The sequence below is a fragment of the Pseudoalteromonas sp. S1650 genome (assembly GCF_005887195.1).
GTDB classification, from domain to species: Bacteria; Pseudomonadota; Gammaproteobacteria; order Enterobacterales; family Alteromonadaceae; genus Pseudoalteromonas; species Pseudoalteromonas simplex.
Genome location: NZ_PNDF01000031.1, coordinates 59,371 through 78,647, shown reverse-complemented (window position 1 = coordinate 78,647; position 19,277 = coordinate 59,371). Strand labels below are relative to the sequence as shown.

Annotated in this window: 16 protein-coding genes; 7 read left to right on the top strand and 9 right to left on the bottom strand. The window is 40.6% G+C overall.

The window, feature by feature from the left end:
- Positions 1-582 precede the first annotated feature (582 nt).
- From CWB80_RS11450 to CWB80_RS11440, 4 genes are all read left to right on the top strand, one after another.
- Positions 583-1,575: an ABC-three component system protein gene (locus tag CWB80_RS11450; RefSeq protein ID WP_138600699.1), complete on the top strand. Its 993-nt coding sequence runs from the start codon at positions 583-585 to the stop codon at positions 1,573-1,575.
- On the top strand, positions 1,568-1,801 hold the full coding sequence (locus CWB80_RS23240; protein WP_502705005.1) for an ABC-three component system middle component 6: 234 nt from the start codon (positions 1,568-1,570) through the stop codon (positions 1,799-1,801). The genes CWB80_RS11450 and CWB80_RS23240 overlap by 8 nt, the downstream gene beginning before the upstream one ends.
- Positions 1,792-3,513, top strand: a complete 1,722-nt coding sequence (locus tag CWB80_RS11445) for a DUF2326 domain-containing protein (protein ID WP_138600697.1) — start codon at positions 1,792-1,794, stop codon at positions 3,511-3,513. Before CWB80_RS23240 ends, CWB80_RS11445 begins: the two co-directional genes overlap by 10 nt.
- A 186-nt stretch (positions 3,514-3,699) precedes the next feature.
- Positions 3,700-4,524 carry a hypothetical protein gene (locus CWB80_RS11440; RefSeq protein WP_138600695.1) on the top strand — a complete coding sequence of 275 codons (825 nt, stop codon included), beginning with the start codon at positions 3,700-3,702 and terminating at the stop codon, positions 4,522-4,524.
- Between the two features lie 256 nt (positions 4,525-4,780).
- On the opposite strand, the gene pyrF is transcribed toward CWB80_RS11440, so the two are convergent.
- From pyrF to gyrA, 9 genes are all read right to left on the bottom strand, one after another.
- Entirely contained in the window at positions 4,781-5,485 is a 705-nt protein-coding gene (gene pyrF / locus CWB80_RS11435) for an orotidine-5'-phosphate decarboxylase (protein ID WP_138600693.1), read from the bottom strand.
- A gap of 32 nt (positions 5,486-5,517) precedes the next feature.
- The gene (gene lapB / locus CWB80_RS11430; protein WP_058585078.1) at positions 5,518-6,654 is read right to left on the bottom strand and encodes a lipopolysaccharide assembly protein LapB; all 1,137 of its coding nucleotides are present in this window, start codon (positions 6,652-6,654) and stop codon (positions 5,518-5,520) included.
- 2 nt (positions 6,655-6,656) lie between these two features.
- Entirely contained in the window at positions 6,657-6,938 is a 282-nt protein-coding gene (locus CWB80_RS11425) for a lipopolysaccharide assembly protein LapA domain-containing protein (protein WP_054551349.1), read from the bottom strand.
- Between the two features lie 20 nt (positions 6,939-6,958).
- Positions 6,959-7,246: an integration host factor subunit beta gene (gene ihfB, locus CWB80_RS11420; protein ID WP_036968575.1), complete on the bottom strand. Its 288-nt coding sequence runs from the start codon at positions 7,244-7,246 to the stop codon at positions 6,959-6,961.
- Positions 7,247-7,311: 65 nt separating this feature from the next.
- Entirely contained in the window at positions 7,312-8,979 is a 1,668-nt protein-coding gene (gene rpsA / locus CWB80_RS11415; RefSeq protein ID WP_054551350.1) for a 30S ribosomal protein S1, read from the bottom strand.
- Positions 8,980-9,077: 98 nt separating this feature from the next.
- Positions 9,078-9,785, bottom strand: a complete 708-nt coding sequence (gene cmk / locus CWB80_RS11410) for a (d)CMP kinase (RefSeq protein ID WP_138600691.1) — start codon at positions 9,783-9,785, stop codon at positions 9,078-9,080.
- Positions 9,786-9,889: 104 nt separating this feature from the next.
- Entirely contained in the window at positions 9,890-11,170 is a 1,281-nt protein-coding gene (gene aroA, locus CWB80_RS11405; protein ID WP_138600689.1) for a 3-phosphoshikimate 1-carboxyvinyltransferase, read from the bottom strand.
- A gap of 2 nt (positions 11,171-11,172) precedes the next feature.
- Positions 11,173-12,261 (bottom strand): 3-phosphoserine/phosphohydroxythreonine transaminase, encoded by a 1,089-nt coding sequence (gene serC / locus CWB80_RS11400; protein WP_138600687.1) that lies wholly within the window; start codon positions 12,259-12,261, stop codon positions 11,173-11,175.
- Between the two features lie 69 nt (positions 12,262-12,330).
- Positions 12,331-15,027 carry a DNA topoisomerase (ATP-hydrolyzing) subunit A gene (gyrA, locus tag CWB80_RS11395; RefSeq protein WP_138600685.1) on the bottom strand — a complete coding sequence of 899 codons (2,697 nt, stop codon included), beginning with the start codon at positions 15,025-15,027 and terminating at the stop codon, positions 12,331-12,333.
- 176 nt (positions 15,028-15,203) lie between these two features.
- Here gyrA and ubiG point away from each other — a divergent pair, with 176 nt between their 5' ends.
- The 3 genes from ubiG (at position 15,204) to nrdA (ending at position 19,266) form a co-directional block, all read left to right on the top strand.
- The gene (gene ubiG, locus CWB80_RS11390) at positions 15,204-15,914 is read left to right on the top strand and encodes a bifunctional 2-polyprenyl-6-hydroxyphenol methylase/3-demethylubiquinol 3-O-methyltransferase UbiG (protein WP_058585083.1); all 711 of its coding nucleotides are present in this window, start codon (positions 15,204-15,206) and stop codon (positions 15,912-15,914) included.
- On the top strand, positions 15,914-16,588 hold the full coding sequence (locus CWB80_RS11385; protein ID WP_138600682.1) for an HAD family hydrolase: 675 nt from the start codon (positions 15,914-15,916) through the stop codon (positions 16,586-16,588). Before ubiG ends, CWB80_RS11385 begins: the two co-directional genes overlap by 1 nt.
- A gap of 392 nt (positions 16,589-16,980) precedes the next feature.
- On the top strand, positions 16,981-19,266 hold the full coding sequence (gene nrdA / locus CWB80_RS11380) for a class 1a ribonucleoside-diphosphate reductase subunit alpha (protein ID WP_054551357.1): 2,286 nt from the start codon (positions 16,981-16,983) through the stop codon (positions 19,264-19,266).
- Positions 19,267-19,277: the final 11 nt, after the last annotated feature.

Here is a 19,277-nt window from a genome sequence, read left to right as displayed (position 1 = left end):
AGTTGCGAGTTGCGAGTTAACAAGATATTGAATTATCTGAAAGAGTAAAGCGAAAGCTTTACTCTTTTTTATTTTTATTGGTTTATAGCTTTAACGTACATGTGTCGTAAATTTTCTAACGTTATTTTTAGTACTATTCATTTAAAAGTGAAAGTAGATATTGTTCCAAAAACAACATTTCCGGATTAACTCATTACTGCCCCAAAACGTGTTTATGCAAATGCCTCGAAAGAGAGATCTACGGACGGTCACAATTGCTTTTCTATTTCGTCAAAGTTTATTACTTGCATCGTCAGTAAACGACCCAATCGCTCGTTTTTATCCTGAGGTAAAAGCGAGAACTCCTAAATTTTAATAACACTGGTAATTAGTTAACAAGTTTGTTAGAAATAATCTAATAAGAAAAACGAGCTACGCTGTGGTAGAAAAACGCGCGATTAGCTCGCTATAAACATGTTAATTTCTAATGGAAGTGTAGTACCTTCAGTCAGTGAAAATTTATAGTTAATATTTTAAAGCTGTGAGCCCTAAACTAGCCAAGGGTATAAAAACTATCGAGGATGCAGTAAAAGGAATTCGCCAATGAATGTTCAACAAAAATTAGATGTACGTAAAGCTTTTAAATTGCGTATACATGAGTCAAATGGAAATGCATTCGAAGATTTGTTTTGTGATGTGATGCGTGCATCAAATAAAGACTTTAAAAAAGTTAAACCACAAGGACGTATTGGTGATAGAAAAAATGATGGATTCATCCCATCAGAGGGAAAATATTTTCAAGTCTACTCTCCTCAATCTCCGATTGGCAATCCCACTTCCGCTACTTCAAAAATCGAAGAGGATTTAGACGGACTAATAGCGTATTGGGGGAATGAGCATAAGTATACAATTAAACACTTCTACTTTGTATTCAACGATAAATATCATGGTGCCTATCCGGAAATTTATACAACGCTAAATAACGTTAAGAATAAATATAGCCTGGAGATTTGTGATGTATTTCTTTCTTCTGAGTTAGAAGATGTTTTCATGGAGTTGCCAGAAGACAGTATTGCTTCAATATGTGGTTATTATCCAAAGCCAGAAGATATTGGGTTTATCGATAATTCAATCGTCGCAGAAATTGTAGGTTATGTATCTAAGAGCTACAGCGGTTTTTCTGATTCTCAAGCCAATGAACCACCCGATTTTTATGACAAGATACTCTTTAATAAATTGGGTAAAAGTACTGCGATGCACCTTAATGTCGGGGCATATCAAGTAGGCTATGTCGATGACTATTTTCGAACCAATAGTAAGTTTTCACGCCAGCAGTCTAGAGATTCGTTGAACGAAATGTACCAACAGCACTTAAATACTGACAATGCAGAAGCTGCAATAGCTACAGGCTTGTCTGAGTCCGATATAGTTTTTAAAAACATGGTTGATGAAATGTTGCCTAAAAACTTGTCTAATATGCAGAGGCGTGATTACGAAAGAAATGTAATCGCTGTTTTGGCTTTCTTTTTTGAGGCATGTGACATCTTTGAGGAGCCACCTGAAGGTTATGACCCGAAGGTGATTGAATATGCTTAGTCCACAAAAGCACATACGGTTGTCTGAGTCACTTTTGGGGTTAGGCGCAAATATTCTTAATTTATTGTCTCGTCCACAGACCCCTGAACAAATCTATGACAAGTTGAAGAACCTAAATTTGCTCATTAGTCATGATTTTGAACACATCATTTTAGCGTTAGATTTTTTATATGCATGTGGAGCGATTGAATTGAATGAACAAGGAAAAATAGTCAAATGCAGTTGATTTCTCTAAAAGCGAATAAGCCATCCTTTAACACAGTTCATTTTAACCCCAAGGGTTTAACCCTAATTATTGGGAAGAGCACATCAACTGATAAAAATAATACATATAATGGTGTTGGGAAGTCATTGTTGCTGCAGCTCGTAAATTTTTGCCTTGGTTCCAACAAAATCCCAGCATTTGAACAGTATTTGTCGGGATGGGAGTTTACTCTTAGCTTCAAGGTTGGTGATGGAACTTTTACCGCAAGGCGTACTGCAAAAAATCAGAACAAGATTTATCTAAATGAAAAGGAATTCGGGCAAACTGCTTTCAATGCTGAAATGGAGCGAATGCTTGTAGATATACCCGAAGACTCTCCATATCTTACTTTTAGGACTGTTCTTTCACGTTTTTATCGTACAGGCCGAGGAAGTTATGTATCAAGCCTCGCAACTGCGAAAGAGCAGCCATTTTCATCCTTGGTAAATAATGCCTTCTTACTTGAATTAGACCTTGATTATGTCTATCAAAAACGAAACATACGGAAGCGTTATCAAGAGTTAGAAAAATTCGAAAAGTCGTTCAAAAATGACCCGGTAATAAGGGAGTACTACACTGGTGATTTGGATGTTGAATTTGAGATTTCTCGCTTAACACAAGATGTAAAGAAACTAGAGTCTGACATTAAAAACTATAACGTGGCAGAAAACTACGCGGCGATCCAATCGGAAGCGGATGGTATGGCTGAAAAACTGTCACAAATGAAAAACAGGCTTTATTACTTAAATACTAGTATCAAAAATATTAAGCACAGTATGAGCTTGTATCAGGATATGGACTTAGAGCAAGTTTATAATCTTTATGGTGAAATTACTGAGCTGTTTAAAGAAGGCACGCTACAAACGCTCGAAAATGTTACTGCATTCCATAAAAGTATTCATACTAAACGGAGTGAACGATTAGCTAAAGAGCTTAAGACGTTATCTGCTACACATTTGGAAGAAGTAAAAAGCAAGAATGAACTGCAGAAAGCTTTTGATGAGAAAATGAAGTTGCTGGCAAACAGTCGAGCGTTAGACTTTTTCGCAGCAATCAATGCCCAATTAATTGAACTAAAGAGCAAGCTTTCCAAGCTGCAAGATTACAAGAATATTTCGGCGCATTCTAAAAGGGAAATGGCAGAGGCGCAAAAGGAACTATCAAGCCAAGAAGTTACTACAATCGAGTATTTGGAAGCTTATAAAGAACAAGAGCATCCGGTCTATCTTGGATTTAGTGACCTTGCAAATAAGTTTTATCCTGGAGTACCTGCTGGCATTTCAATTAAAAATAACGAGGGAAATAACCAAGAACGTTTCAAAATAAGTGCGAAAATTCAAAATGACGCTTCAGATGGGATTAACGAAGTTAAAATATTTTGCTATGACTTGAATAACTTAATTAATTCCAGGGTTCATCATTTTCAAAGCATTTTCCATGATAGTAGGATGTTTAGTGATATAGATCCTAGGCAAAGAGCGATATTGTTACAGCTTGCTCAAAAATTGACTAAAGAATATGGGAAACAATATATAGCGACCATTAACGAAGATCAATTAACATCACTAAAAGATGTTCTTGCAGAAGAAGAATTTGAGGAGATACTTGGTACGGTAACGCTAGAGTTAAAAGACGATTCTCCGGAATCTAAGTTGCTCGGTGTTCAGATCGATATGCAATACGAAAAAGACTAAAAGTTTGTGGATAATGATACGTGGCTAACCCTGTTATTAACAAGAAAAAAGTTGATGACTCAGTACAGGTTTGGTCACTACTATAAATTAACAAAACAAAGTAGTCGGACGGCTTTCAGCCGCCGCTGTTTGTGGAGTTAGCTGGCAACTAAAATTAATATCTCTAGTTGAGAAAATAAAGAAACTATGGAAAAACAAAATAAAAAAGCTTTTACAAAGCGAGAGTGGATTCAATTAATAATAACTTTAACGATCGTACAGGCGTTCTTTTGGTATGCCGTATTTGAAAACTCTCAAAGTGCTTCGGCATTGGGATATGTGTCATTTGCTGGAACACTAGTTTCTATCATTTTAGCGGTATTAGCTATAGGCTACACGTATGGAGAGTCGATTTCTCAAAAAAATAAAAGCGATGGTCTAGCTAATCAAATAAGTACGCTTGGAAGTTTAATAGAGAGCGTAGAATTAGAAGCTAAGTCGCTAGAGAAGATACAAGATATAGCAAATGAGCTATCTAAATTCATAGGTTCCTATAAAGCGGATAAAGATACTTCTGAAAAACACTTAAAGCACATTAGAGAAAACCTAAGTAATTTTACAAAGATGAGTAGCTCTCCAATCTCAAATGACACAGGTCCACAGAGACCTATAGATAAGCTAATTAATAGCAATCGCTCTCCTCTTGATGAAGCATGTTATTTACTTTTAGTATATGTTGAAAAAAATCAAGATGGTGAAGGGTTTGACGTTATAGATGTATCGTTAGATGAGTTCCTACCAGACACCCCTATGAACTTAAGCAGTGAATTTTTTCTAGGGGCTTTATATACCCAGTACTCTTTGCTGCTGAGCTATGGGTTTATACAAGAAGAAGTTGAAGATGGTCCTTTCAAAATAGACCCTGATTTAAGGGAATTCATTGTAAATGAAATGCCTACAAATAGAGGCAATAACTCGAACAGCTATAATGAGTTTCTTCATGAACTTAAGAGAATGGTAAAAGCCAGCTAACAAACAATTGAACGGGACACGTAACAGTTGTCTTAGTTCACTCCGTTCACGATTTTAGCCAACTTTTACTTTGCCCGTTAATATGGGCGTTACTGATTAAATACTCTAACGTGTTTTTGTCCAAAAACGAGCTTGATTAACTAATTCTCAAATGCAGATAACCTAGGAAAATTGCCACAAACAAAAAGAGCATTGTATCTAGCGCGATATAAATCACGCTTACAATGCTCTTTTAAGGCTATTTTAAAATAACGAGTTATTTTAGTGAGTCGTTAATGTCTTTTAGTGTTGCAACTGGGTCTGCCGATTTAGTGATTGGGCGGCCTACAACTAAATAGTCGCTGCCATCTTCAACGGCTTGTTTTGGTGTCATGATGCGCTTTTGGTCACCTGCATCGCTGCCTGCTGGGCGAATACCAGGGGTAACCAGTTTAAAGTCTGCGCCGAGTTCTGCTTTTAGCTTTTTCGCTTCTTGTGCTGAACACACTACCCCGTCAAGGCCTGATTCTTTGGCAAGCTTTGCTAGGTAAATTACTTGCTCTTCTGGCGTTTTATCTACACCTAAACGACTAAGTTCTGCGGCATCCATACTGGTTAGTACAGTTACTGCAATCAGTAATGGAGCATCATCACCAAACTGCTCTAAAGCTTGTTTTGCTTTAGTCATCATTTCAACGCCGCCAGAGGCATGCACGTTAACCATCCATACACCCATTTTTGCAGCTGCTGTTACAGCTTTAGCCACTGTGTTTGGAATATCGTGAAATTTTAGGTCTAAGAATACATCAAAACCTAAGTCGATTAGTTCCTTAACAAAGCTAGGACCAAAATACGTGAACATTTCTTTGCCTACTTTAAGGCGACACGTATCAGGCGATAATTGCTTTACAAACGCAAGAGCTGTTTGTTGATCATCATAATCAAGGGCAATTAATACTTTTTTTGAATCTTCGACAGACATAACTTTCCTAAAAACTAATGGACTAATATGAATTAAAAACCGTCTATGCCACGGCTTGGAACAATTGTTTCCCAGTGCTTGCAAGATGGACATACCCAATAAATGGTATGACTGGTAAAGCCACAGTGTTGGCACTGAAAATCAGGTTTGGTTGCGATATAAGACGTTACTAGCTTATCAATTTGATCGAGTACATCTTTAATATCGTTGTTTTGTTTGGCAAGTAGCTGTAATAAAAAGCTAAAGCCACGAATAGTCGGATGACGCTTTAAACTATCCGTTAAAAATTTAATTGCTTGCTCTATGTGGCCTTGTTCAAGTAAAGCTTGGCAGTGTTTTATTTTTATTAATACGCCACCTTTATCAAGCAGTTCATTGAGTAATTCGTAAAACTGATGCGTTAAATTAAGCTTTTGATAACTGAGTGCTAATTCTTCAATAAATACCGGCGCAAAAAACGTGAACTGACTAATTAGCTCGCGCCAATAGTAAATTGCTTTTACATAATCTTCTTTGGTGAAAGCACTGTGGCCAAGCTCATACAATGGGCGAATAGCTTTATGGTTTAAGCTAATGGCTTTACGCATAATTTGCGTATCATTGTCTTGTAAGGCTGCTTCACAGTAAAAATTGGCAATCGCTTTTACATGCTGAGGTTTTGTGAACAACTCACTGTGGGCCTCGTACATGTTAATGCCCTTTTCCCATTCACGGGTTTGTGAATAAAGATTAATAATTGGCTCTAAGGCTTCTTTATAGCCTGCCTTGACAAGCCATACTAAATGCTCTTCTGCACCATCTAACAAGCCTGCCATAATGTAATCTTCAGCAAGTTCTAAGCGGCTGGTTGCAGCTTGTTGCTCATCAAGGCTTGGATGTTTTAATAGCAGCTCATGAATTTTAATGGCGCGGTCAAGTTCGCCACGGCGGCGGAACATAGTTGCAAGCGTTGAATAATGTTCAACAGAATCAGCGGCAACTTCGAGTAGATTAATAAGGTGCTCTAAGCCTTGGTCTTCTTCTCTGTCTAAGAGAAATTTAAGGCCTTTAGAATATTCAGAGGTAATTTGGCGATTAAGCTGATGAGCTTGGTTTTTAGCGCTGTTTTTACCCATTATCCAACCGTAACCGGCTGCAACGGGTAAAAGTAAAAACAGAAGCTCAATCATGATTAGGTGTCTTTATTAGCAACAAGCTTTTTATTGTTTTTTTCAGGCGCTAATTTTTTCTTTAAGCGATAATTTTGCCACTTTAACTGAGAAAACAGTGTAAAGCTTATAAAACAACCAATTGCGACACCTAAAATAAAGCAGATACTTATTACAACAGCTAAGGGCAAAGTATTACTGGCGATTAAATAATTGATTTGCACCAATTGTGGATTCTGTGAACCAAGTACAAACGCAATAAATAAACACAGCGCAATTAATACAATTTTTAATACCCTAAACAAGTAACTACTCCTGTATAAAACTAGGCAATACTCGCATTTACGCGGTCACGTAATTCTTTACCTGGTTTAAAATGTGGTACGTGCTTACCGTCTAACTCAACTGTTTCGCCAGTCTTTGGATTACGACCTGTGCGAGGAGAACGATAATGCAATGAGAAACTTCCAAAGCCACGGATCTCGATGCGATCTGAGCTAGATAATGAGCCGGCCATTTGTTCAAGAATTTCTTTAACGGCATTTTCAACATCTTTCACAGGGATGTGTGCGTGTTGCTCGGCAAGTTGTTCTATCAATTCTGACTTAGTCATAGCGTTTCCTTAAAGAGTGGTAAAGGAAGGGCAAAACTGCCCTTCCAATTTTAAAAGACTAGATATTAGTCTTTTTGAGCATTTTTGAATGCTGCAGCCATAGCGTTTTCGAACGCTGGCTCTTCTTTCTTAAGCTTCTCTAGTACTTCTTTCTCTTCTGCTTCGAAAAGAGCTTTAACAGATAAGCTTAAAGTGCGGTTCTTACGATCAACACCAACGTATTTCGCTTCGATTTCGTCGCCTGCAGAAACTACAGTAGTAGCATCTTCAACACGCTCTTGAGCGATATCAGCTACACGGATGTAACCTTCAACGCCTTCGATTAGCTCAACAGTTGCGCCTTTCGCATCAACTTCAGTCACTTTACCTTTAACAATAGCACCTTTTTTGTTTGCGTCCAGGTAGTTATTGAATGGGTCAGCTTCGATTTGTTTAACACCTAGAGAGATACGCTCACGCTCTGGGTCAACTTGTAATACGATAGCAGTGATTTCGTCGCCTTTCTTGAATTCACGTACGGCTTCTTCGCCTGGCGTGTTCCAAGAAATGTCTGAAAGGTGAACAAGACCGTCAATACCGCCTTCAAGACCGATGAAGATACCGAAGTCAGTGATTGATTTGATCTTACCAGTAACTTGGTCGCCTTTGTTTTGTAGACGAGCAAATTCTTGCCATGGGTTAGCAATACATTGCTTAAGACCAAGAGAAATACGACGACGCTCTTCGTCGATTTCAAGAACCATAACTTCAACAGTGTCACCTAGTGAAACAACTTTTGAAGGGTGGATGTTCTTGTTAGTCCAATCCATTTCAGAAACGTGTACTAGACCTTCTACGCCTTCTTCGATTTCAACGAAACAACCGTAGTCAGTAAGGTTAGTTACACGACCAGAAAGCTTAGAACCTTCTGGGTAACGACCAGCGATAGCTGCCCATGGATCTTCGCCAAGCTGTTTAAGGCCTAGAGATACACGAGTCTTTTCTTTGTCGAATTTAAGAACTTTAACTGCGATTTCGTCGCCAACATTAACGATTTCTGAAGGGTGCTTAACACGCTTCCACGCCATGTCTGTGATGTGTAGTAGACCGTCAACACCACCAAGGTCAACGAACGCACCGTAGTCAGTAAGGTTCTTAACGATACCTTTAACTTCTTGACCTTCAACAAGGTTAGCAAGAAGTTCTTCACGCTCTTGTGAGTTCTCTGATTCGATAACTGCACGGCGAGAAACAACAACGTTGTTACGTTTTTGGTCAAGCTTGATTACTTTGAACTCAAGCTCTTTACCTTCAAGGTGAGTTGTGTCACGTACTGGACGAACATCAACAAGTGAACCAGGTAGGAAGGCACGGATTGAATCAACTTCAACAGTGAAACCGCCTTTAACTTTACCGTTGATAACACCAGTAACAGTCTCTTGCTCTTCACATGCTTTTTCTAAGCGGATCCACGCTTCGTGACGCTTCGCTTTCTCACGAGAAAGGATAGTTTCACCGAAACCGTCTTCGATTGCGTCTAAAGCAACATCTACTTCGTCGCCAACAGCAACTTCTAGTTCACCAGCAGCATTTTTGAATTGCTCAGCAGGGATTGCACTTTCAGATTTAAGACCAGCATCAACAAGTACGATGTTGTTCTCGATTGAGATAACAGTACCTTTAACGATAGAGCCTTGCTCTGCTTCAAAACCCTTAAGGCTTTCTTCAAATAACTGCGCAAAATTTTCTGACATTATACGTCTCTAAATAATTAAATAACCAATTAGCAACCATGCTGCATGGGGTTGTTAAAATAGCACTGGCTTCCTGCCGGCACCTTAATAAATTACTTTTAAGCTTTTGGAAGCTTTCCTGCAAGTACTGCTTCGTCGAGTAAAGTTATAACTTTATCAAACACTTGCATTGCATTAAGCTCGCTTGTATCGAGCTCAATGGCGTCTTCTGCAGGAACAAGCGGCGCAACTTCACGCGTCATATCACGGTGATCGCGAGCTTTTATGTCCTCAAGTAGACCACTTAGTGTAACATCAAGACCGCGTTCGTTCAACTCAGCAAAGCGACGACGAGCGCGCTCTTCAGCTGATGCGGTTAAATAAATCTTCAATGGTGCATCTGGGAACACAACTGTGCCCATGTCACGACCATCGGCAATTAAGCCGCTCTCAGTACGAAACGCACGTTGACGACGTAATAATGCTTCTCTCACCCGTGGTAATGCAGCAATTTTTGATGCCGCAGCACCCACTTCTTCGTTACGAATTGTGGTTGTGACGTCTTCGCCTTCCAAGACAATTTTAGAAGTATGCGTTTGGCTATCGACCAAAAACTGTACATCTAAGTTTGCAGCTAGCGGAACTAGCGCATCTTCATTATCTAGTTCAATTTGATGATGAAGCGCTGCAAGTGACAGCACACGGTAAATCGCTCCACTGTCTAATACATCCCAACCTAATTTCTCGGCTAACAAGCGACAAACAGTTCCTTTACCTGAACCACTTGGGCCATCGATGGTGATTACGGGCATTGATAACGCCTGCATTTATAACCTCCTGCAATGCACACCAAAATAAAACCGCGATATTATACGCCAGTTCTAGAAATAGATCCGCATTTAGAATGTAACTTTTTATATTTTCTTCTGTTTTATTGACTTGAGACAGACTCTAGTACTTTGAAAAACGTTGGAAAAGTTTTGTATGTACACTTAGGATCGTTAATGGTTATCGGCTTTCCGCCAACGGCAACCATTGCAAAACACATGGCAATACGATGATCGTTATAGGTATCAATCGCTACATCGTTAAAAGTGTCTGGTGGTGTAATTTCGATGAAATCTTCACCTTCAACCACTTCTGCACCAACTTTACGAAGCTCAGTCGCCATGGCATATAAGCGATCTGTTTCTTTTACACGCCAGTTATAGATATTACGAATTGCTGTTTTACCTTCAGCGAAAAGCGCAACAGTGGCGAGTGTCATTGCCGCATCAGGGATTGCATTGGCATCAATATCGACCGCGTTTAGCTCGCCTTTACGAACTACCAGCTTTTCATCGTACCAATCGATTTTGGCGCCTACTTGTTCCATAACTTTGGCAAAACCAATATCACCTTGAACAGATACCGCACCTACCCCGTTAATTTCAATTTCGCCGCCTGCTATTGCAGCCGCCGCAACAAAATAAGAGGCGCTTGATGCATCACCTTCAACCATAATACGCTCAAGTGCTTGATACTGCTGACAGCCTTTAACGTAAAATGTTTGGTAGTTATCATGGCTTACAGTAACGCCAAAGCGCTTCATTACATCTAGGGTAATATCAATGTAAGGCTTTGATACCAGCGTGCCTTTAATGGTGATTTCTGTATCGCCATTAAATAATGGTGCTGCCATTAGTAACGCTGTTAAGAACTGGCTAGAAATGCTGCCATCAATTGCAACTTTGCCACCGTTGATTTTGCCGCCTTTGATGGCCAGTGGTGGATAATCTTTGTGCTTAAGGTATTCAACATCACCACCCAGTGCTTGCAGTGCATCTACCAAATGGCCGATTGGGCGCTCTTCCATACGCGGCTCACCCACCAGCTGGTACTCGCCATCTACTGCAGCTAAAACCGCTGTTAGTGGACGATAAGCAGTACCAGCATTACCTAAAAAGAGCGGCTCACTTGGCGTTTTAAATTTACCTGCAATACCCTCTACGGTGGCCACTGTTTTATCTTCGTTAAGCGATACCTTTACATCTAGAAGATTTAACGCACCTAGCATGTGACGAATATCATCACTATCTAGTAGGTTTTCAACAACCGTTGTGCCCTCTGCAAGAGCAGCTAGTAACAAAATACGGTTTGATAAACTTTTTGAGCCTGGCAGTGTCACACTACCATTTACCTTTGCAATCGGTTCAAGACGAAGCTGTTCCATAATTAGCTGTTCTCCTTGGCGAATTTTTCCATAAAATTAACCAAGGCTTGAACACCTTCAAGTGGCATCGCATTATAAATGCTTGCGCGCATACCACCGACAATACGGTGACCTTCAAGGGCTAATAAGCCTGCTTCTTTTGACTCACTAATGAATTTATCATCCAGTGATTCGTCGTTTAGCCTAAACGGTACGTTCATACGCGAACGGCAATGCTTAGCAACTTTGTTGCTGTAAAAATCTGAGCTATCAATGTAGCTGTAAAGAAGTTCTGCTTTTGCGATGTTTTGTTCTTCCATCGCTTTAACGCCGCCGTTTGCTTCAAGCCATTCAAATACTTCAGCAGCTAAGTACCACGCAAATGTCGGTGGCGTGTTATACATGCTGCCTTGTTTTGCTTCTAAGGCGTAATCAAGAATACCTGGCTTGGCAAGACCTTCACGCTCAAGAAGTGTTTTGCGAATAATAACAATCGATAAACCAGACGGGCCAATATTCTTTTGTGCCCCAGCGTAAATAAGATCGAACTGATTTACGTCAAACTCGCGCGATAAAATGGTCGAAGACATATCAGCCACAATCGGTGCTGATGGGTGTGATGGTACGTCAAAAATTTCAATGCCATCGACGGTTTCATTCGGACAATAGTGAATGTATGACGCATCAGCTGGTAATTCCCAGCTGCTTGCTGGTTTTATAGAGAACTGGCCATTTTGCTGCTCATCATCACGTACATTGATGCTTTCAACTGCAGTGAATTTTGCCGCTTCTGAAGTAGCCCCTTTAGACCACACACCGTTTTCACAGTACACGGCTGGCTTATCATCAAGGTGAAGGTTCAGTGGTACAGCACTGAATTGACCACGGCCACCGCCGTGCATAAATAACACTTCAAACTCATCGCTAATATTCATTAAACGACGCAGGCTTGCTTCACATTTAGTGGTAAGCGCTAAAAAGTCGCTGCTGCGATGGCTAATTTCCATCACAGAGACACCTAAACCTTGCCAATCTATAAATTCTTTTTGTGCTTTTTGCATAACTGCCGGCGGTAGCATTGCCGGTCCTGCACAAAAATTATACTTAGTCATTACTTTGCCTCATTCCAGTAATTATAGTGCGGATAAAAAAAGCGGCCGAAGCCGCTTTTTAAATCAATGTTATTCTGAAGGTGGGTTATCACCCGTTTCTTCAGTATTGGTATCGACTACTTCAACGGCCTCGCCTTCGATGGCTTCTAGCTCATCAACTTCGATTTCTTCGATACGTTGTAAACCAACTACTTGCTCTTCGTCAATAGTTCGTATCAAAATAACGCCTTGAGTATTACGACCAACCGTAGAAACCTCGTTTACACGGGTACGTACTAAGGTACCGCGATTCGAGATAATCATGATTTCGTCGTTATCGTCAACTTGTACTGCACCAACCACAGCGCCATTACGTTCGCTTACTTTGATTGATACAACACCTTGTGTTGCACGGCTCTTCGATGGGTAATCTTCAAGTGCTGTACGCTTACCGTAACCGTTTTCTGTCACAGTTAGGATTGCACCATCTGACTTAGGTACGATTAACGACACAACGCGTTGGTCGTCAGCCATCTTAATACCACGAACACCTGTTGCTGTACGACCCATTGGACGTACACCTTTGAAGCGGATTTCTGGGTTACCGTTTTCGTCTAGAACTGGGTTACCGTTTTCATCAACAACTGCTGATTCTTCTGCTTCTTTAAAGCGAACAACTTTACCAGCATCAGTGAATAGCATGATTTCATTCGTGCCATCTGTGATATCAACACCAATTAGGCTATCGCCTTCATTTAGGTTAACAGCGATGATACCGCTCGCACGTTGACGGCTGTATGCTGTAAGTGGTGTTTTCTTAACTGTACCAAACGCAGTTGCCATGAAGATGTATTTATCTTCTTCGTACTCACGTACTGGTAAGATAGCAGTAATACGCTCATCAGCTTCAAGAGGTAATAAGTTAACAATTGGCTTACCACGCGCTGCACGGCTTGCTAATGGTAACTGATATACTTTCAACCAGTATAAGCGACCTGCTGTTGAGAAACATAAGATTGTATCGTGGGTATTTGCAACTAATAGACGTTCGATGAAGTCTTCATCTTTCATCTTCGTTGCTGACTTACCTTTACCACCACGACGCTGTGCTTCGTAATCCGATAATGGTTGATACTTAACGTAACCTTCGTGAGAAAGCGTTACAACAACGTCTTCTTCATTGATTAGGTCTTCAAGGCTAATATCGTGAGCTGCTGCACTGATTTCAGTACGACGTTCGTCACCATATTGCTCTTTAATTTCTACTAGCTCGTCGCGGATAACTTCCATTAAACGCTCTGGGCTTGAAAGAATGTGTAAAAGCTCAGCAATTAGATCAAGAAGTGTTTGATACTCGTCTAAGATCTTCTCGTGCTCAAGACCCGTTAATTTGTGTAAACGTAAGTCTAGAATTGCTTGTGCTTGTTGCTCAGATAAATAGTACTGACCGTCACGGATACCTAAATCAGCCGCTAACCAATCAGGACGCGCTACGTTATCTTCACCTGCTTTTTCAAGCATTGCTTTAACAGTGCCTAATTCCCAAGAACGTGCTGTTAGTGCCGCTTTTGCTTCTGCTGGTGTTGGTGACTTACGAATAAGCTCGATAATTGGGTCGATATTCGCAAGTGCAATCGCTAAGCCTTCAAGCGTGTGAGCACGGTCACGGGCTTTACGTAAATCAAATACAGTACGACGTGTAACAACTTCACGACGGTGTACGATAAACGCTTCAAGCATTTCTTTTAAGTTGAAACACTTAGGTTGGTTGTTATCCAGTGCAACCATGTTCATACCAAACACAGTTTGTAACTGAGTTTGTGCATATAGGTTGTTTAAGATTACTTCACCAACATCACCACGTTTGATTTCGATAACGATACGCATACCGTCTTTATCTGATTCGTCACGTAGTGCGCTAATACCTTCAATCTTCTTATCTTTAACAAGCTCTGCGATCTTTTCGATAAGGCGTGCTTTGTTAACTTGATAAGGGATTTCGTGAACGATGATTGTTTCACGACCGGTTTTTTCGTCAACTTCGATTTCAGCGCGAGCGCGGATATATACTTTACCACGGCCGGTTAAGTACGCTTGCTCAATGCCTTTTTTACCATTGATAATCGCCGCAGTCGGGAAATCTGGACCTGGGATATATTCAATAAGGTCAGCAATTGACATATCAGGGTTTTGAATAAGCGCTAAACAACCATTGATAACTTCTGTTAAGTTATGAGGTGGAATGTTCGTCGCCATACCAACCGCGATACCCGAAGAACCATTTACTAATAAGTTAGGTACTTTTGTAGGTAATACGTCAGGAATTTGCTCAGTACCGTCGTAGTTCGGTACGTAATCAACCGTTTCTTTTTCTAAATCAGCTAATAATTCATGTGACATTTTCGCCATACGGACTTCCGTATAACGCATTGCTGCCGCAGAGTCACCGTCAACAGAACCAAAGTTACCTTGGCCGTCAACAAGCATGTAGCGTAATGAGAAAGGCTGCGCCATACGAACGATGGTGTCATATACCGCGCTGTCGCCATGTGGGTGGTACTTACCGATTACATCACCAACAACACGTGCTGATTTCTTGTAAGGTTTATTCCAATCATTATTGAGTTCGTTCATTGCGAATAAAACGCGGCGGTGAACTGGCTTTAAGCCGTCACGTACGTCTGGCAATGCACGTCCTACGATTACACTCATCGCGTAATCAAGGTAGGAATTTTTTAATTCATCTTCAATATTGACTGGCAGAATTTCATTGGCGAGATCAGTCATTTGATTTCACATTCCTTCAGTATTGACTCATTAAGAGGCAAACCGCCGTCTTAAGAGCTTTAGTTATTATTTCCAGACCATGCTATCACAATTTATTTAGATTTACAGGCGCTAAATCTTTGCGATTTATTAATTTCCCCCTATATAATGGCCTCAGATTAACGAGGAAGTTTTTTATGACCGAGCATCAAAATGTAGATAATGCAGAAATTGCAAAGTTTGAAGCCATCGCAGAACGTTGGTGGGACCGCGACGGAGAGTTCAAACCCCTTCATGAAATAAATCCTCTTCGCTTGGATTTTGTCGCTGATAAAGTAGGCGGCTTATTTGATAAGGAAACCTTAGATGTTGGCTGTGGTGGCGGCATCTTAAGTGAAAGTATGGCGCGTATGGGCGCTAAAGTAACCGGCATCGATATGGGCCAAGAGCCACTCACCGTTGCTAAGTTACATAGTTTAGAAACAGGCGTGCCTGTTGATTATATAAAAGTACCTGCAGAGCAATTCGCTGCTGAGCACCCTGCTCGCTTTGATGTTGTGACTTGTATGGAAATGCTTGAGCATGTTCCAGACCCTGCCTCTATTATTCGTGCTGTAGCAGAACTTGCTAAACCGGGCGCTGATGTATTCTTTTCAACATTAAATAAAACACCAAAAGCCTACTTGTTTGCTATTGTCGGTGCTGAAAAGCTTTTAAAAATGGTGCCTGAAGGTACGCATGACCATAAAAAGTTTATCAAACCTGCGCAGCTTATTGCATGGGCAGAAGAAGCAGGATTAAAAGTACGCGCCAGTACCGGCCTTCACTATAACCCGTTTTCTAAGCAGTACAGCTTAAATGATGATGTAAGTGTTAATTACATCCTGCACTTTGAGAAACTAGCCTAATGAGTGGTGTGCAAACACCCTCTATCGATTTTGATGCGTTTATCTTTGATTTAGATGGCACACTACTCGATACCGCGGATGACTTAGGTGGTGCATTAAACCGCGTGTTAGCAGACGCCAATGTGGCGCCTGTTGCTGAGCATGTTTATCGCCCTGCTGCGTCTAACGGTGCAAATGCATTATTAGAAGTAGGGTTTGGGGATAAATGGCCCGGACTTGAACAACTCGCCTTGCGCCAACAGCTTCTTGACTATTACGCCGAGGATATTGCTGTGCACAGTAAATGCTTCAACGGCATCGAACAGCTTTTAATTGCACTTGAGCAAAACAATATTAAGTGGGGCATTATGACTAATAAGCCCGGCTTTTTAACTGAGCCCTTAGTGCAAGCTATTCCCTCTTTGCGTGATGCAAAGGCAGTTGTGAGTGGCGATACATTAGCTGTGTCAAAACCATCACCGGATCCACTATTACACACTGCTGAGATCTTAGATGTTGATCCGAGCCGTTGTTTATATATCGGTGATGCTGAACGTGATATTCAAGCAGCAAAAGCAGCCAACATGTATAGCGCAACAGCGTTATGGGGTTACATACCGAGTGTAGACGCTGCACTTGGCTGGCAAGCGGATTTCAATTGGCAAACACCAATTGACGGTTTTAACCATATATAGTGCCATTTAAAAACTGAAACACCATATATTGTGATTTGATTTACTTTTGAGCATTCATTGATGATAAAAAAATCAGTCAAAATTTATTTTTCAAAACGGTAAATTTTCTGGATCTTTTGTTGATTTCTACAAATTTCGTCGTCTATGAATGTTCAAAGGTTAATGGTTACTAACACAATGCGCTTATCCAATAGTTATCCACAAATTGGGGCAATTCTATCCCTTGCAAAACAACTCAGACCACACTATCTTGTGATCTGCAATTTAAACAACACCAGATATTGTGGCTAAATGTTATTCAATTAGTTTATCTTGGTGTTGAATAATAATAATTACATTAAAGAATACCTTTGTCTTACAACTAAAATTTCCCAAGGAATACAGGCAAAACTATGAACCAACAGCTATCTGTAAGCAAACGTGACGGCCGTAAAGAGTCACTTGATCTAGATAAGATCCATCGCGTGATCGCTTGGGCCGCAGAAGGTCTAGAGAATGTGTCTGTCTCACAAGTTGAATTAAAATCACACATTCAATTTTATGACGGCATTCGTACCGATGACATTCATGAAACAATCATCAAAGCAGCAGCTGATCAGATCTCTAAAGATACGCCTGATTACCAATACCTCGCTGCTCGCTTAGCTGTATTCCATTTACGTAAAAAAGCATATGGTCAATTTGAGCCACCACGCTTATACGATCACATCACCAAATTAGTTGAAGACAAGCGTTATGATCAACACCTACTTGTTGATTATACCGAACAAGAAATTGACGAGTTAGATGCTTACATTGATCACAACCGTGACTTAAACTTCAGCTACGCTGCTGTTAAGCAACTTGAAGGTAAGTATTTAGTTCAAAACCGTGTAACTGGTGAAATCTACGAAAGTGCACAGTTTTTATATATCTTAGTGGCTGCAAGCTTATTCTCTGATTATCCAAAAGAGACACGCCTTGATTACATCAAGCGTTTTTATGATGCAGTATCTACATTCAAAATTTCATTACCGACACCTATCATGGCAGGTGTACGTACCCCTACACGTCAGTTCAGCTCATGTGTACTTATTGAATGTGGTGATAGCCTAGATTCTATTAATGCAACATCGTCTGCGATTGTTAAATATGTTTCGCAACGTGCAGGTATTGGTATTAATGCCGGTCGCATCCGTGCTCTTGGTAGTCCTATTCGTAACGGCGAAGCGTACCACACAGGTTGTATTCCGTTTTATAAGCACTTCCAAACAGCAGTTAAGAGCTGTTCACAAGGTGGTGTTCGTGGCGGCGCAGCAACGCTGTTCTACCCACTTTGGCACTTAGAAGTTGAAAACCTACTTGTTCTTAAGAACAACCGTGGTGTTGATGATAACCGTGTTCGTCACCTTGACTACGGTGTGCAGTTCAACAAATTAATGTATAGCCGTTTAATCAAAGACGATTACATCACATTATTTAGCCCATCAGATGTACCGGGTCTATACGATGCGTTCTTTGAAGATCAAGCGAAGTTTGATGAGCTATACATCAAATACGAGCAAGACGAGTCAATTCGTAAAAAACGTATTAAGGCGATTGAGTTATTCTCAATGTTTGCACAAGAGCGTGCCAGCACAGGTCGTATCTACTTACAAAACGTTGACCACTGTAATACGCACAGCCCGTTCATCTCGACTGTGGCACCAATTCGTCAATCTAACTTATGTTTAGAAATTGCACTACCAACTAAGCCACTTAGCAATGTAATGGATGAAGAAGGTGAAATTGCACTTTGTACGCTGTCGGCGTTTAACTTAGGTGCAATTGAATCACTTGATGAATTAGAAGAGCTTGCTGAACTTGCAGTACGTGCCCTTGATAACTTACTTGATTTCCAAGACTACCCTGTTCCTGCGGCTAAAAACGCGACTATGGGTCGTCGTACGCTAGGTATTGGTGTTATTAACTACGCATACTACTTAGCAAAAAATGGTAAGCGCTACTCAGATGGCAGCGCAAATGCCCTAACTCACAAAACATTTGAAGCAATTCAATATTACCTAATGAAAGCATCAAATGAGTTAGCGAAAGAACGTGGTGCGTGTCCTAAATTTAACGAGACAACCTATTCTCAAGGCATTATGCCAACAGATACTTACAAACGTGACCTAGATCAGTTCTGTGATGAGCCTCTTCACTTAGATTGGGATTCATTACGCGAGAGCATTAAAGAGCACGGTATGCGTAACTCAACGCTATCTGCCCTTATGCCTTCAGAGACATCATCGCAAATCTCTAACGCGACAAATGGTATCGAGCCACCACGTGGTCATATCAGTGTTAAAGCAAGTAAAGATGGTATCTTAAAGCAAGTAGTGCCAGATTATGAAAATCTGAAAGATAACTACGAGCTACTGTGGGATATTCCTTCAAACGATGGTTACCTACAACTGGTTGGTATTATGCAAAAATTCGTTGACCAAACGATCTCTGCAAACACTAACTATGATCCATCTAAGTACGAAGGCGGTAAAGTACCTATGAAGGTGCTATTAAAAGACCTACTGACTGCGTATAAACTTGGTGTTAAAACCCTGTACTATCACAACACACGTGATGGTGCATCAGACTCTCAAGATGAGTTAACACCAGAGGTAGAAGATGACGGTTGTGCAGGCGGCGCTTGTAAAATCTAATTAAATTAATA

What these genes read in the sequence shown, in the direction of transcription:
- CWB80_RS11450 (WP_138600699.1), top strand. Translation starts at nt 583, where the DNA reads ATGAATGTTCAACAAAAATTAGATGTACGTAAAGCTTTTAAATTGCGT.
- CWB80_RS23240 (WP_502705005.1), top strand. Translation starts at nt 1,568, where the DNA reads ATGCTTAGTCCACAAAAGCACATACGGTTGTCTGAGTCACTTTTGGGG.
- CWB80_RS11445 (WP_138600697.1), top strand. Translation starts at nt 1,792, where the DNA reads ATGCAGTTGATTTCTCTAAAAGCGAATAAGCCATCCTTTAACACAGTT.
- CWB80_RS11440 (WP_138600695.1), top strand. Translation starts at nt 3,700, where the DNA reads ATGGAAAAACAAAATAAAAAAGCTTTTACAAAGCGAGAGTGGATTCAA.
- pyrF (WP_138600693.1), bottom strand. Translation starts at nt 5,485, where the DNA reads ATGTCTGTCGAAGATTCAAAAAAAGTATTAATTGCCCTTGATTATGAT.
- lapB (WP_058585078.1), bottom strand. Translation starts at nt 6,654, where the DNA reads ATGATTGAGCTTCTGTTTTTACTTTTACCCGTTGCAGCCGGTTACGGT.
- ihfB (WP_036968575.1), bottom strand. Translation starts at nt 7,246, where the DNA reads ATGACTAAGTCAGAATTGATAGAACAACTTGCCGAGCAACACGCACAC.
- rpsA (WP_054551350.1), bottom strand. Translation starts at nt 8,979, where the DNA reads ATGTCAGAAAATTTTGCGCAGTTATTTGAAGAAAGCCTTAAGGGTTTT.
- cmk (WP_138600691.1), bottom strand. Translation starts at nt 9,785, where the DNA reads ATGCAGGCGTTATCAATGCCCGTAATCACCATCGATGGCCCAAGTGGT.
- aroA (WP_138600689.1), bottom strand. Translation starts at nt 11,170, where the DNA reads ATGGAACAGCTTCGTCTTGAACCGATTGCAAAGGTAAATGGTAGTGTG.
- serC (WP_138600687.1), bottom strand. Translation starts at nt 12,261, where the DNA reads ATGACTAAGTATAATTTTTGTGCAGGACCGGCAATGCTACCGCCGGCA.
- gyrA (WP_138600685.1), bottom strand. Translation starts at nt 15,027, where the DNA reads ATGACTGATCTCGCCAATGAAATTCTGCCAGTCAATATTGAAGATGAA.
- ubiG (WP_058585083.1), top strand. Translation starts at nt 15,204, where the DNA reads ATGACCGAGCATCAAAATGTAGATAATGCAGAAATTGCAAAGTTTGAA.
- CWB80_RS11385 (WP_138600682.1), top strand. Translation starts at nt 15,914, where the DNA reads ATGAGTGGTGTGCAAACACCCTCTATCGATTTTGATGCGTTTATCTTT.
- nrdA (WP_054551357.1), top strand. Translation starts at nt 16,981, where the DNA reads ATGAACCAACAGCTATCTGTAAGCAAACGTGACGGCCGTAAAGAGTCA.